The sequence below is a fragment of the Arthrobacter sp. 05N33_2 genome, assembly GCF_056397425.1.
On sequence record NZ_JBFTNJ010000010.1, the window covers coordinates 1 to 14,022 of the forward strand.

Annotated in this window: 14 protein-coding genes; 10 read left to right on the forward strand and 4 right to left on the reverse strand. The window is 67.7% G+C overall.

Going from position 1 to position 14,022, the window contains the following annotated elements:
- Positions 1-681 (forward strand): PLP-dependent aminotransferase family protein (locus tag AC1DHX_RS07555; protein WP_476899938.1); only part of this gene is annotated, 681 nt, incomplete at its 5' end.
- A 174-nt stretch (positions 682-855) separates the two neighbouring features.
- The gene (locus AC1DHX_RS07560) at positions 856-2,268 is read left to right on the forward strand and encodes an L-serine ammonia-lyase (protein ID WP_476860136.1); all 1,413 of its coding nucleotides are present in this window, start codon (positions 856-858) and stop codon (positions 2,266-2,268) included.
- A 93-nt stretch (positions 2,269-2,361) separates the two neighbouring features.
- On the opposite strand, the gene AC1DHX_RS07565 is transcribed toward AC1DHX_RS07560, so the two are convergent.
- On the reverse strand, positions 2,362-2,931 hold the full coding sequence (locus tag AC1DHX_RS07565; RefSeq protein ID WP_476851261.1) for a TspO/MBR family protein: 570 nt from the start codon (positions 2,929-2,931) through the stop codon (positions 2,362-2,364).
- Positions 2,932-3,045: 114 nt separating this feature from the next.
- On the opposite strand from AC1DHX_RS07565, the gene AC1DHX_RS07570 reads away from it, so the two are divergent.
- Positions 3,046-4,119, forward strand: coding sequence for a lipid II:glycine glycyltransferase FemX (locus AC1DHX_RS07570; RefSeq protein ID WP_476858012.1), 1,074 nt, complete (start codon positions 3,046-3,048; stop codon positions 4,117-4,119).
- 49 nt (positions 4,120-4,168) lie between these two features.
- Positions 4,169-5,665 carry a threonine/serine exporter family protein gene (locus tag AC1DHX_RS07575; RefSeq protein ID WP_476851263.1) on the forward strand — a complete coding sequence of 499 codons (1,497 nt, stop codon included), beginning with the start codon at positions 4,169-4,171 and terminating at the stop codon, positions 5,663-5,665.
- Positions 5,666-5,846: 181 nt separating this feature from the next.
- Here the strand turns inward: AC1DHX_RS07575 and AC1DHX_RS07580 are convergent, their stop codons facing one another.
- Positions 5,847-6,686, reverse strand: coding sequence for a siderophore-interacting protein (locus AC1DHX_RS07580; protein ID WP_476860137.1), 840 nt, complete (start codon positions 6,684-6,686; stop codon positions 5,847-5,849).
- A gap of 51 nt (positions 6,687-6,737) precedes the next feature.
- Positions 6,738-7,544 (reverse strand): uracil-DNA glycosylase, encoded by an 807-nt coding sequence (locus AC1DHX_RS07585; RefSeq protein WP_476860138.1) that lies wholly within the window; start codon positions 7,542-7,544, stop codon positions 6,738-6,740.
- A gap of 203 nt (positions 7,545-7,747) precedes the next feature.
- Here AC1DHX_RS07585 and AC1DHX_RS07590 point away from each other — a divergent pair, with 203 nt between their 5' ends.
- The 6 genes from AC1DHX_RS07590 (at position 7,748) to AC1DHX_RS07615 (ending at position 13,560) form a co-directional block, all read left to right on the forward strand.
- Positions 7,748-8,011: a DUF3263 domain-containing protein gene (locus tag AC1DHX_RS07590; RefSeq protein WP_223915291.1), complete on the forward strand. Its 264-nt coding sequence runs from the start codon at positions 7,748-7,750 to the stop codon at positions 8,009-8,011.
- 93 nt (positions 8,012-8,104) lie between these two features.
- Positions 8,105-8,743, forward strand: a complete 639-nt coding sequence (locus tag AC1DHX_RS07595; protein ID WP_476860139.1) for a LytR C-terminal domain-containing protein — start codon at positions 8,105-8,107, stop codon at positions 8,741-8,743.
- A gap of 158 nt (positions 8,744-8,901) precedes the next feature.
- The gene (locus tag AC1DHX_RS07600; protein WP_230008017.1) at positions 8,902-9,105 is read left to right on the forward strand and encodes a cold-shock protein; all 204 of its coding nucleotides are present in this window, start codon (positions 8,902-8,904) and stop codon (positions 9,103-9,105) included.
- 59 nt (positions 9,106-9,164) lie between these two features.
- Complete coding sequence (locus AC1DHX_RS07605; protein ID WP_476860174.1) at positions 9,165-10,433, forward strand: ABC transporter substrate-binding protein; 1,269 nt, start codon at positions 9,165-9,167, stop codon at positions 10,431-10,433.
- 295 nt (positions 10,434-10,728) lie between these two features.
- Positions 10,729-12,366 (forward strand): chaperonin GroEL, encoded by a 1,638-nt coding sequence (gene groL / locus AC1DHX_RS07610; protein ID WP_079555368.1) that lies wholly within the window; start codon positions 10,729-10,731, stop codon positions 12,364-12,366.
- Positions 12,367-12,501: 135 nt separating this feature from the next.
- Positions 12,502-13,560, forward strand: a complete 1,059-nt coding sequence (locus AC1DHX_RS07615; RefSeq protein ID WP_476860140.1) for an RNase H family protein — start codon at positions 12,502-12,504, stop codon at positions 13,558-13,560.
- Positions 13,561-13,573: 13 nt separating this feature from the next.
- Here AC1DHX_RS07615 and AC1DHX_RS07620 read toward each other — a convergent pair whose 3' ends face one another.
- On the reverse strand, positions 13,574-13,861 hold the full coding sequence (locus AC1DHX_RS07620; RefSeq protein WP_026538909.1) for a WXG100 family type VII secretion target: 288 nt from the start codon (positions 13,859-13,861) through the stop codon (positions 13,574-13,576).
- Positions 13,862-14,022 lie beyond the last annotated feature (161 nt).

The window sequence follows — 14,022 nt, forward strand, 5'->3', positions numbered from 1 at the left end:
CACTTCGCCGGGCTGGTCGCGGCCGGGCTGCACCCGTCCCCGGTCCCGCACGCCCACGTCACCACCTCCACCACGCACAAGACCCTCGCCGGTCCGCGCGGCGGCATCATCCTCTCCAACGACGCCGAGATCGCCAAGAAGATCAACTCGGCGGTGTTCCCCGGCCAGCAGGGCGGCCCGCTGGAGCACGTCATCGCCGGCAAAGCCGTGGCCTTCAAGATCGCCGCGTCCGAGGAGTTCAGGGAACGCCAGGAGCGTGTGCTGGCCGGCGCCCGGATCCTCGCCGAGCGCCTGGTCCAGGACGACGTGACCGCCAAGGGCATCAACGTGATCTCCGGCGGCACCGACGTGCACCTGGTCCTGGTGGACCTGCGCGAGTGTGAGCTGAACGGGCAGGAAGCCGAGGACCGCCTCGCGGACATCGACATCACGGTCAACCGCAACGCCGTGCCGTTCGATCCGCGCCCGCCGATGGTCACCTCCGGGCTGCGGATCGGCACCCCGGCGCTGGCCACCCGCGGCTTCGGCGAGGCGGCCTTTACCGAGGTTGCCGACATCATCGCCGAGGCCCTGACCGCCGACGCCGGCGCGGACCTGTCCGGTCTGCGTTCCCGGGTGGAGGCCCTCGCCGCCGCCCACCCGCTCTACCCCTCGGTTGCTAACCTCGCCCAGGCGACGTAAGACTGAAGTAGCAGCAGTACAGAACTAACAGCAGTACAGATCACGACGCCGGGTTGCCGCCACAAGCCGCCGCCCGGCGTCGTGCATCCGGCATGCGGCCGCCAACCAGCGCCCGCAGCGCCTTCCGGCAGGACCCTCTGCCGGGCCACAGCAAGACCTAGTTAGGAACCGACAATGGCTGTTGGAGTCTTCGACCTCTTTTCCATCGGAATAGGGCCATCCAGCTCACACACCGTGGGGCCCATGCGGGCCGCCGCCCTCTTCGCCGAGGAACTCAAGGCCTCCGGGGACCTGGAGAAGGTAGCGTCGCTGCGGGTGGACCTGTACGGTTCCCTGGCCGCCACGGGCCAGGGGCACGGCACTATGACCGCGATCCTGCTCGGCCTGGAAGGCTTCCACCCCGAGCTGATCCTGCCCGAGGAAGTGGAGGAACGGCTGGCCACGATCGCTGAGACCGGCACTCTGCAGCTGGCCGGCTCGGTCGCCCTGCCGTACGGGGTGAAGGACATGATCCTGCGGCCGCTGACCATCCTGCCCCGGCACACCAACGGCATGACGTTCACGGTCTCCGACGCCGATGGCGAAGTACTCCACAAAGCCACGTTCTTCTCCGTCGGCGGCGGCTTCATCGTCCGCGAGGGCGAGGAGGACGCGGCCCTGAAGGAACTCGACGAATCCAAGAAGGAACTTCCCCTGCCGTTCCGCACGGCCGCGGAACTGCTGGGCCGCTGCCAGTCCAAGGGCCTCTCGATCGGGCAGATCATGTTCGTCAACGAGCGCGCCTCCCGCACCGAAGCGGAAATCCGCGACGGGCTGCTGCACATCTACTCCGTGATGGAAGGCTGCGTCGAGGTCAGCCTCAAACGCGAAGGGCTGCTGCCGGGCGGGCTCAAGGTCCGTCGCCGGGCGCCCGACTGGCACAAACGGCTCATGAAGGAAACCCGCGGCCAGGACCCCGACTACCGGGACCCGAAGTACTGGCAGGAATGGGTCAACCTGATCGCGCTGGCCGTGAACGAGGAAAACGCCTCCGGCGGCCGCGTCGTCACCGCCCCCACGAACGGCGCCGCCGGCATCATCCCGGCCGTGCTCTACTACGCGCTGCACTTCGCCCCCGGCATGGACCAGGCCACCCAGGCCGACCGGGACGAGACGATCGTCAGGTTCCTGCTGACCGCCGGCGCCATCGGGGTGCTCTACAAGGAGCAGGCCTCGATCTCCGGGGCGGAAGTCGGCTGCCAGGGCGAGGTGGGCTCGGCGTCGTCGATGGCGGCCGCCGGCCTGGCCGAAGTCATGGGCGGCACGCCCCAGCAGGTGGAGAACGCCGCGGAAATCGCGATGGAACACAACCTGGGCCTGACCTGCGATCCGATCGGCGGGCTCGTGCAGGTCCCGTGCATCGAACGCAACGCGATCGCCGCCGCCAAGGCCATCAACGCCGCCAAAATGGCGCTCTGGGGCGACGGCACGCACCGGGTCTCCCTGGACGAAGTCATCGTGACCATGCGCGAAACCGGCAAGGACATGAGCTCCAAATACAAGGAAACCGCAATGGGCGGCCTCGCCGTCAACGTCGTGGAGTGCTAGGAAGCTGACCGCCGCCGGCCGGGACTGACGTGGCGCTGGCCGGCTGCTCCGGCCATGCGGCCTACAGCTGTGCGGCCTGCAGCTGTGCAGGCGCTAGTTGTGCAGTGCCGCCCACAGGTTCAGCGAGGATGCGTACACGATCCACGACAGGTAGGGCAGCATCAGCAGTCCTGCCGTCCGACTGATCGGTCCGAAGAGCACCACCGTCACGGCCACGGCCACGGCCAAAGCCACGATGATCCCGAACGCGATCCACAGCGCCGGCGTCCCGAGCGCCGGGTACAAGGCGAAGAAGACCGGCGTCCAGAGCAGGTTCAGCCCCAACTGCACGCCGTAGGCTGTCAGGGCCGCTTTGGAGCCCGGGGCGCGGCTGCGCCAGACCAGCCACGCCGCGACGGCCATGGCGGCGTACAGGACCGTCCAGACGGGCCCGAAAACCCAGTTCGGCGGGGACCACGGGGCCTTGTCCGCGGTGGCGTACCAGCCGTTGACGTGGTTGGCCGTGGCCAGGCCGCCCAAGGCCGCAACGAGCGCCGACGCGCCGAGGAACAGCAGCAGCGCGACCACGTGGGAGAAGCCGCTGCCCGCGCCGCTTCCAACGCCCTTAGAGTGGCCGCCGGGCGCCCCGGGACGGCCTTCCAGCGGTTGTTGCTGAGCCTGCATGAGACCAGCCTAACCGCCTGACCCGGACCGGCGGCAGGGTGCGGACCGATAGACTTGGGGCTGCATGTCCGCATGCCGCCGAAGCTCGTACCGCAATGATTGGATACCGCACCCTTGCGAGAATTCACTGCCCGTTTTGCCTCTGCCGAAGAGATTGCCAACTGGGATGCCCACGTCACGGCGAACCCCAACGGCGGCAATCTCCTGCAATCGGAAGCCTTCGCCGAGGTCAAACAGCACTTTGGCTGGAAGCCCTTGCACCTGGTGTACGAGTCGGCCGATTACACGAGCTACAACCTGATCCTGGAGAAGTCCTTTCCGGTCCTCGGCAAGCTCTGGTACCTGATCAAGGGACCCGACGTGGCGTCGGTCGAGGACATCCCCGGGATCGTCGCGGCGAACGCGGACTTCGTCAAAAGGGCCAAGCTGGGCGTCTTCGCGATCAAGATCGAACCGGATGTTGTCTTGTCCGACGACGCCGCGCGGATCCTTGAGGCCGCCGGACTGGTCAAGACCCACAACCTGCAGCCGAACGACTCCACGGCGCTGCTCGATATTGCGCCCGAGGAAAACCAGCTGCTGCGCAACCTGCACTCCCGGGGCCGCAACGCCGTGCGCCGCGCCATCCGCGAGGGCGTGGAAGTCCACAACGTCGAGCCCACGGAAGAGAACTTCCGGGCCATGTATGCCCTAATGACCACCACGGTGGAAGCCAAGTCCCAGGTCCGGGTGCGCGAGTACGAGTACTACCGCCAGTTCTGGACCAACTTTCTGAAGCGGGATCAGGGCAGGCTGCTCTTCGTGTACGAAAACGGCGTGCCCTCGGTGGGCGCGTTCGTGATCAACTACGGCCGCAAGGGAACGTACAAGGACGGCGGCTCCCTGCAGAAGCGTGGCCAGTACGGTGACTCGCACCTCGTGCAGTGGACCGCGATCAACCAGGTCAAGGACCTCGGCTGCACCGAATACGACTTCTGCGGCACGCCCCCGAGCGACAAGCTCAAGGACACGTCGAACCCGTTCCATGGGCTGGGGCTCTTCAAGACCAGCTTCAGCAAGACCGTGACCGACTTCGTCGGCTGCTATGACCAAGTCCTGAGCCCACTGAAGTACAAGGCCTGGATGATGGCGGGGGAGCGCGTGGCCCGCCAGGTCTACACCCGGCGCACGGGCCAGCAGTTTTACTAAACCGAGCCAGAGACAATCAAGGTCAGCCAAGGACAGTGAGGAGGCCGGAATGAACAACGGAAACGACGGCCACCGCAGGCCACCCACGGACGGCCTGCCCCGGACCCAGCCAATGTCGGCCATGCAGGTGCGCCAGAACGCCGCCGCCAAGAGGATGCTGCGCCGCCTGGTCCAGGGCGAGAACCCGCCCACCGCGCCGATGAGCATCGTCGACCGGCTCGCCGGCAGCCCCTACGCCAACCCGATGATCCAGGTTGGCGGGGTGGACGCCTCTGCCCGCAAAACCATCGACTTCGCCCTGAAGCTGGCCGAATCCATGTTCCGATACGGGGCCGGCGCCCTCGAAGTCGAGACCAGCATCATCGCCATCACCGCCGCGCTTGGCCTCAAGAACATCGAGGTGGACATCACCAACCAGTCGGTGGCCATCAACTACGCACCCAAGGACCAGACACCCATCTCACTGCTCCGCGTGGTGCGGTCCTGGACCAACAACTACGCGGGCCTCTCGCAAGTGCACCAGCTGGTCACGGACATCGTGGCCGGCGGCGTCGGCCGCGAGGAAGCCGTGCGCCGGCTTGAGGACATCACCCGCAGCGCCAAGCCGTTCCCGCGGTGGATGGTCACCGTGGCCTTCGGCGTGTTCTCTGCCGTTTTCGTCGGTGTCCTGGGCGGCGGACTGGGCGCCTCGGTCGTCGCGTTCCTCTCCAACCTTCTGGTCAGCCTGCTGGCCCGCCAGCTGGGTCGCTGGCGTACGCCGGACTTCTTCATCACTGCCTCGTGTTCGTTCCTGGTGACCATCATCGCCCTGCTGCTGTGGCGCTTCGGCAGCCCGCTGGGAGTGCAGATTGCCCCCGAGATCGTGGTGGTCGGCGGGATCCTGCTGCTCCTGCCGACGGGACGCCTGGTGTCCTCGGTGCAGGATGCGATCAACGGCTTCCCCGTCACGGCGGCCGGCCGGTTCCTGTCCACCATGCTGACTTTCGGGGCGCTGGTCGCCGGAATCGCCGTCGGGTTCGTTGTGGGGGACATGACCGGCATGGATCCCATAGACGTCACCAAAACATTCCCGCCCAAGTATGACTTGTGGGTGATCGTCATCCTGATCGCCATCGCGGTGCTGATGATCGGCATCACGGAACAGACCAGCTGGAAGCTGCTGCTGCCGACGGCGGCCGTGGGGGTGGTGGGCTACCTGGTCCTCATCGGCGGCGACGCCCTGGGCATCGGATCCCGCTTCGCCCCGGCCCTCGCTGCCGTGGTGATCGGCCTGCTGGCCCGCGTCGTGGCCCTCCGGATGGGCGCCCCACAGCTAGTGGTGGCCGTTCCCGCCGCGCTGATTCTGCTCCCCGGACTCACTATATTCCGGTCGATGTATGTATTGACCATCGAGGAATCGGAGATTCTCATGGGCGCCGGCGGCATGCTCAACGCCGGGGCCATCGTGCTCGGTGTCGCTGCCGGCATCGTGCTCGGCGACACCCTGGCGCGGCCCCTGACGCGGAGCCTGGCGAGCAACGAACGGCGCAGGGCCCGCCGCCGCTAGATCTTGCGAGGAATGCCCGTCCGGCTCCCCTAAGGCGCCGGGTTTCCCCACTTTTGCCGGGACGCGACGGCGTGTCAGCCCGCCGCGCCGGCGTGTCCCGGCGTCGTGGTGGCAAAGGTGGGGAAACTCCGCAGCGCAAAATCTCGCGCCGCCTAATCTCGCGCCGCTAGATCTTGCCTCGTTAGATCTTGCCGATGGGGAGCTTCTTCTCCGCCTGGAAGTCGTCCTCCACCCGGCCCTTGGCCCAGTAGCCCGAGAGGGACACCTGGGCCCGCCCCAGCCCGCGCTGCACGTAGAACACGTCCCGGAGGCCCTTCATGTAGCCCCGCTCGCCGTGGGCGAAGACCTGCACCCGGCCCTCGGGCCACTCGGCGTCGCGCACCGCCGTGACCAGCAGTTCGCTCTCACCGGCGGGTGCGCCGCCGCGCAGCAGCCAGCGCAATTCGACGCCGGCCGGCCCGGCGATGGCCTGGACGTCGGCGTCGCTGTCCACTTCGAGCAGGGCGAGGCCGCGGGCATCTTCCGGCAGGGATTCGATCGCCGCGCCGATGGCCGGCAACGCTGATTCATCGCCGGCAAACAGGTACCAGTCCGCGGCCGGATCCGGGTTGTACCCGCCGCCGGGGCCGGTGAAAGTCAGGCGATCGCCGGGCTGGGCCGAGGCCGCCCAGGGGCCGGCGAGCCCCTCGTCGCCGTGGATCACAAAGTCAATGGCCAGTTCCTGCGCCTCCGGGTCCACCCAGCGGACCGTGTAGGTCCGCGTATGCGGCCACTGACTGCGCGGCATGGTTTCCCGGATGGCCCACAAATCCAGCGGATCCGGGTATTCGACGCCGGGTTGCGGAAAGACGATCTTGACGTACCGGTCCACATAGTCGTTGTTGACGAACCCGGCGAAGCCGGGGCCCCCGGCGATGATCCGGACCATGTGCGGGGAGAGCTGCTCCCTGCGCAGGACCGTCAGATCGGTCTGGGGGCGCGAGTTCCGGGTGGCGGTGGTGGCTGCGGGGACGGATGTCATGCAGCTAAGCCTAACCAAGAACCCCCGGCGGGAGCTTTGCGCGGGGGCCTGTTACGGCAACGGCGGAAGCTCCCAGTCGACCGTCCCGTTGCCTTGTTGCAGCAGCAGGGCGTTGGCCCGGCTGAACGGCCGGGACCCGAAGAAGCCGCGCGAGGCCGAGAGCGGGCTGGGGTGGGCGCTGGCGATCACGGCTGCGGACCCCAGCAGCGGCCGCACGGACTCGGCATCCTTCCCCCACAGGATCGCCACCAGGGGGGCATGGCCCGCGCCGGATACGGACGAGCGGCCGGCGACTGCCCGGATGGCCGCCGCCGTCACAGCCTCCCAGCCCCTGTTCCGGTGCGAGCCCGCCGCGCCGGCACGGACGCTGAGCACCCTGTTGAGCAGCAGTACGCCTTGGTCCGCCCAGTGGCTGAGGTCCCCGTGGACGCGCGGGGGGAAGCCGAGATCGGCCTGAAGTTCCTTGTAGATGTTTGCCAGGCTGCGGGGGATCGGCCGGGTGGCGCCGTCCACGGCGAAGGACAACCCCACGGCGTGCCCCGGCGTCGGATACGGGTCCTGGCCCACCACCAGCACGCGGACGCCGGCCAGGGGCTGCCGGAAAGCCCGCAGCAGGTTTGCCGGCGATGGCAGAACGCCATGCCCGGCGGCCACTTCGCCCGCGACAAAGGCGAGGGCTTCGCGCAACTGCGCCTCCACCGGCGCCAGCGGCTCCGCCCAGTCCGGAGCAACCAGCGCGTCCAGCGGCCTGCGTGCCAGGTCCGCGAAGCTAAGGGTGTCCGCGGCTGCGGGCTCCAGCTCGAACAGCGCGTCGGGTTCACTGGCGGGGTCAAACTCGGCATCAAACACAGCACCCATTCTTCCCCAGCTAAGGCCCGTTTCTGCGCCCGCCCGAATGACAACCCTGTCATTCGGCCGTAGCATTGGGACTGACTTTTTAACGGATACCAGCCAGGTTTTTCGGAATCAACCAGGAGTGTGTCGTGGCCGAAACAGCGCAAGAGCACGTGCTCGCGGGGGATTCTGCCGGATTCCCAACCGCCGGCGCGGGCCCGGACGGGGTGTCCGCGGAGTCTGCGCTGAGCGCCCGCGACCAGCAGATGCTGGCCTTGGAGCGGCAATGGTGGAAGTACGCCGGGGCCAAGGAACAGGCCATCCGCGAGCTGTTCGATCTGTCCGCCACGCACTACTACCAGATCCTCAATGCCCTCATCGATACCGAGGATGCGCTGGCCCACGATCCCATGCTGGTCAAGAGATTGCGTAGACTACGTACATCACGCCAACGTGCCCGCACTGCCCGTCGTCTGGGAACAGATTCGTAAAGTCGCGTCACGAGCAGCCGGATGCGCACGTCCTGTTGCGTCCGTTCCGGCCTCGGGCACCCCGTATGAAATCAGCAAGGACGTCGTTTTACCATGACCAAATACGCTCGGGATGAATTTGATCGGGTCCCGGAGACCTCTACCCGGCAGGGAGTCCACCGGGCCGTCGCGGCATCGCGGCGGCGGAGCCTGGCGCCGATCCTGGCGGCTGGCTGCGTAGCCCTGGCCATCGGCCTGGTGGCCTTCCTGATCCTGCCGAAGCTCGGCTTCTCCGCAGGCCAGGCCGCGGCCGTGACGGCCGGTGGCAGCGCGTCCGCATCTGCCAGCAGCAGCCCGTCCGCCACGAGCACCATGAGCCCCAGTCCCACGCCGACGAGCCCGGAGCCGGCCGGCACGGACGCCGCCGCCGCGCCGGCGGCTTCGCCGTCAGCTACGCCGAGCGCCACAGCCGCCGCCGTCGACAAGACGCAGCCGGTGACGATCTACAACGCGACCACCACCGCCGGCCTCGCCACCCGCGTCGGCGGCACCGTCACCTCCGACGGCTGGGTCCTGGGCGAGACAGGCAACTGGGGCGGTGTCCCGCAACAGACGTCGGTGATCTTCTACAGCGGCATCGAGCAGAAGGGCAATGCGGAGGCACTCGGAGCCCTCCTCGGCGTCGACACCCTCGTGGACTCTGCCGAGTTCAACATGCCCCTTGTCGTCGTGCTCGGCCCCGGCTACCAGTAGCCAATCCGGTTACGCCTCAATAACTATTAGGCGGGGGCCCTGCCCGCCGCCGGCGTTCCTGGGGGACGCTGTGGGTACAGTATCTGCGGATTTCTTTTCGCAGTCCGCGGCGCACATCGAGGTGGGCCGCACGCAAGCTAGCTGAAAGTGTGGACACCATGGCACTGGGAACCGTCAAATGGTTCAACGCCGAAAAGGGCTACGGCTTCATCGCCGTGGACGGTTCCGAGAACGACGTCTTCGTGCACTGGTCCGCGATCGTCGGGGAAGGCTACCGCGCCCTGGACGAGGGCCAGCGGGTGGAACTGGAAGTCGGCGAGGGCGAAAAGGGCCCGCAGGCCGAAAGCGTCCGGCCCGCCTAGTGGTACTGGCTGCCGTCACGAACGCCCCAAGGAACGCGGCCGGGCGCCGCGGAGGACATTTGCCGCTGGGCCGCGCCCTGGCGGCGGGCACAGTAGCGGCCCTGGCCCTGACGGGCTGCCTGGGCCCCGCGGGCAGTGCCCGCGTGGCCAGCGCCGACGCCAGCGGTGACGGCACCCTGCGCATCGGCCTGATCCTGGACAACACGGGCAATCAGAACTTCCTCAACGCCTCCGAGCTCGCGGCGGCCAAACTTGCCGTCAAGGAGATCAACGCTGCCGGCGGGCACAAAGGCAAACCGGTGGAGCTGCTGCCGGAAACCATCAGCACGGACACCGCCGCCCAGGCGAAAGCGCTGGTTGCCGCCAAGGCCGACGTCGTGATCGGCCCGACCGATTCCAGCCGTGCCCCGGCCGCCATCGACGTGCTCGCCAACGCCAAGGTAGCCGTGATCTCCCCGGCCAACACCGCCGCCGCGCTCAGCAACTACAAGAGCGGCGGCTACTATTTCCGCACCTCGGCCGCCGACGTCGCCCAGGCATCCGTCCTCGCCAAACTGGTCAAAGACGGCGGCGCCAGGACCCTGGCGGTGCTGCATGAGGAAGGCGACTACGGCAAAGACATCGCCGCCGCCGTCGTTGGTGCGGCGAAACAGTCCGGACTGGAGGTCGTGGCGGACGCGGAGTTCACCCCCGGCCAGGCGCAGCAGGCTGTCGCCGCCGCTAAGGCCGCCAACCCCGACGCCGTCATCCTGGTCTCGCGCGACGGCGCACAGGGCGCCATCGCCGAGCTGAACAACGCCGGCCTCGCCGGCAAGAAGCTGGTCCTCAGTGACGGAGCAGTCAGCAAGTACGGCTCTGGTCTGGGCGCCCGGGCGCTCGAGGGTGCACGCGGGATCCTGCCCGGCGTGTTTCCCTCCGCCGCCTTCCAGGCGGACCTCGTGGCCGTTGATCCCGGGCTGAAGGACATGGTGTTCGCCGCCGAGACGTACGACGCCGTCGTCCTGGCCGCCGTCGCCGCCGCCGCCGCAGAGGACGACGCCGGCACCTCCATCGCGGCGTCCCTCGTCGCGGTCTCCGGCGGAACCCCGGCAGCAGGCGGAACCGGGGCCGGCGGCAGCCAGCCGCCCAGCGAGTCATGCACGAGCTACAAGGACTGCGTCGGCGTCCTCCGGGCAGGCCAGCGGCCGGACTACGACGGCCAGTCCGGACGGATCAACTTTGATGCCCACGGCGACATCACCGAAGCGAACTACATGGTTTCGACCTACGGCGAGGACAACCTGCCCACGGTGGACGGCACAGAAGCCGCGAGCAGCAGCGGCGGCTGATCGCTCGTAGCGTATTGTGCCCGCGTGGCGGCCGGTTCCGGCCCGCCACTGCTTGCACTCTCCCCGGGGGAGTGCTAATTATTGATTTAGCACTCCAGCGCACTGACTGCTAACACGACGCCCGGTCCGCCCGGCCGCGAAGTGGGGCAGCCGGTCCAGGAGCTAAAGAAACACCTTGCTGGGGTGAGATCCCGGACCCGGCGGCATACAGAGGCCGCGGGGTTGGGATCGTCCGTCGCGGGCACCACAGCGAAGGTTCATTCTTAACGACTGTCCCGAAAGGACTACTGCCGTTATGGCCAAGATCATTGCATTTGATGAAGAGGCACGCCGCGGTCTTGAGCGGGGCCTGAACATCCTCGCCGACGCCGTCAAGGTCACCCTCGGCCCGCGGGGACGCAACGTCGTCCTCGAAAAGAAGTGGGGCGCCCCCACGATCACCAACGATGGTGTTTCCATCGCCAAGGAGATCGAGCTGGACGATCCCTACGAAAAGATCGGCGCCGAGCTGGTCAAGGAAGTTGCCAAGAAGACGGATGACGTCGCAGGCGACGGCACCACCACGGCAACCGTGCTGGCACAAGCCCTGGTCAAGGAAGGCCTGCGCAACGTCGCGGCCGGCGCTGACCCGCTGTCCCTCAAGCGCGGCATCGAGAAGGCTGTTGACGCGGTCACCGTCGAGCTCCTGGCCTCCGCCAAGGAAATTGAGACCAAGGAAGAGATCGCCGCCACCGCGTCCATCTCCGCCGGCGACAACGAGATCGGCGCCCTGATCGCCGAAGCCCTCGACAAGGTCGGCAAGGAAGGCGTCATCACCGTCGAGGAGTCGAACACGTTCGGCCTCGAGCTGGAGCTGACCGAAGGCATGCGCTTCGACAAGGGCTACATCTCCGCCTACTTCGTCACCGACGCTGAGCGCCAGGAAACGGTCCTTGAGGATCCGTACATCCTGATCGTCAACTCCAAGATCTCCAACGTCAAGGAACTGGTTGCTGTCCTGGAAAAGGTCATGCAGTCCAACAAGCCGCTGCTGATCATTGCCGAAGACATCGAGGGCGAGGCCCTGGCCACCCTGATCGTCAACAAGATCCGCGGCACCTTCAAGTCCGTCGCCGTCAAGGCTCCGGGCTTCGGCGACCGCCGCAAGGCGCAGCTGGCCGACATCGCCATCCTCACCGGTGGCCAGGTCATCTCCGAGGAAGTCGGCCTCAAGCTTGAGACCGCCGGACTCGAACTCCTTGGCAAGGCCCGCAAGGTTGTTGTCACCAAGGACGAGACCACGATCGTCGAGGGTGCAGGCGACGCCGACCAGATCGCCGGCCGCGTGTCCCAGATCCGCGCCGAGATCGAGAACTCCGATTCCGACTACGACCGCGAGAAGCTGCAGGAGCGCCTGGCCAAGCTGGCCGGCGGCGTTGCAGTCATCAAGGCCGGTGCCGCAACCGAGGTCGAGCTCAAGGAACGCAAGCACCGCATTGAGGACGCCGTCCGCAACGCCAAGGCTGCTGTCGAAGAGGGCATCGTCGCCGGCGGTGGCGTTGCCCTGATCCAGGCCGGTGCCAAGGCATTCGCGAACCTGCAGCTCTCCGGTGACGAAGCAACGGGCGCGAACATCGTCCGCGTTGCCATCGACGCCCCGCTGAAGCAGATCGCCTTCAACGCCGGCCTCGAGCCCGGCGTCGTCGTGGACAAGGTCCGCGGCCTGCCCGCAGGCCACGGCCTCAACGCCGCCACCGGCGAGTACGTCGACCTGCTGGCCGCCGGCATCAACGACCCGGTCAAGGTAACCCGCTCTGCCCTGCAGAACGCGGCTTCCATCGCCGGCCTCTTCCTCACCACCGAGGCCGTTGTAGCCGACAAGCCCGAGAAGGGTGGCGCCCCGATGGGCGGCGGCGACGACATGGGCGGCATGGGCGGCATGGGCGGTTTCTAACCACCCGCGCCAGCCATCACCGGCTGTTCGACGACGGCGGTCCCACCTTCGGGTGGGGCCGCCGTCGCCGGTTAAGCGCTGCCCCTGTCCAAGGGAGCGTCGGTGGGCGTCGGCGGGTTCTGGCAGGATAGGTCAGTGACGATTACAGCAGCGGCCGACGGTTCGGCCTTAGGAAATCCTGGCCCGGCCGGCTGGGCCTGGTACGTGAATGACGACTGCTGGCGGGCCGGGGGGTGGCCCCACGGCACGAACAACCAGGGCGAACTGATGGCGGTGCTGGACCTGTTCCGGGCAACGGCGCACATGCCCAGGGAAGACCTGCTGATCCTCTGCGACAGCCAGTACGTCATCAACGCCGTGACCAAGTGGATGCCCGGCTGGAAACGCAAGGGCTGGCGCAAAGCCGACGGCAAGCCGGTGCTGAACGTGGACCTCCTCAAGGACATCGACCAGGCGCTCGTGGGCCGCAAGTACACCTTCGAGTGGGTGCGGGGCCACGCGGGGCACGAGCTCAACGAGGCGGCGGACGTCCGCGCCCGGGCAGCGGCCACGGCGTACCAGCAGGGCGTGGCCGTCCGGCAGGGTCCCGGGTTCGGCACCCCGGAGGGCGAACCGCCAGCGGGCGAACCCCCAGCGGGCAAAACACAGCAGGGCATGACACAGCAGGGCATGACACAGCAGGACAAGATGCAGCCCGCCGCCCAGTCCGCCGCCGCCCCTGCGGCCGCGACCCGGCCGCAGGCAGCCCCGGCGCCGGCCGGCCAGCAGGAACTCTTTGGCGCGCCGGGGACCTACGACGAACCGGACCTCTTCAGCGAACTCGAAGAAGAACCTGCCGTAGACCGGGCGGAGGCCAGCGCCGAAGCCGTCGTCGAGTCCCTCGAACGCGAACTGCTCCGCCCCGAAACCCGGGCGGACCTGGGCCGCACGGGCGTGCTGCTCCACCCGGACTTCACCGAAATCGGCAGCTCCGGCCGGATCTGGACCCGCGACGCCATGATGATGTCACTCGAGGACAACCCGGGCGGAGCCGTGGAGCTGGAACTGTTGGGCGCGGACCGGCTGGGTGAGAAGACCATCCTGCTGACCTACCGCAGCCACACCCGTGAGGGATCAGCCCTGCGCAGCTCCCTGTGGGTCCTTGAAGGCGCCCAATGGCGCCTGCGCTTCCACCAGGGCACACCCGAGGCCTGAGGGCGCGTGCGGCTCACGTGAAGCGCTGCGCATTGCCCAGTTCCGCCTGCGCATAGGTGGCGGCAGCGGAGTTCAGCGCGAGGTTGATGGACGCCAGGGACGCCTCGACCCTGCCCTGGGTCAGCGTCCACTCGGCCACGAGGGTTTGGAAATTAGTCGCCGCGGAGCCCCGCCAGCTGCCCTGGAGCTCGTCCAGCCCCCGTTTCATGGCGTGGACGTCCGCGCTGATCCTCTCCACTGTGGCCTGCACGTTGGCGGACTTTAGCTGGAGGAGTTCGGTATCGACGGAGATGATGCTCATGGAAATGCCTCTCGAATGCTCGGGAGGCGGCCGCGGCCCGGCGGAGCACGGTGAACGTCAGCGGGTCTGCGGTGAGGTATTGCGGTGACATTTTCGGTGAGAGCTGGCGGGGAGCGGCTGCCTCATCCGGATCTTCCGGACACCTCGAGCGTAGGCGGGCG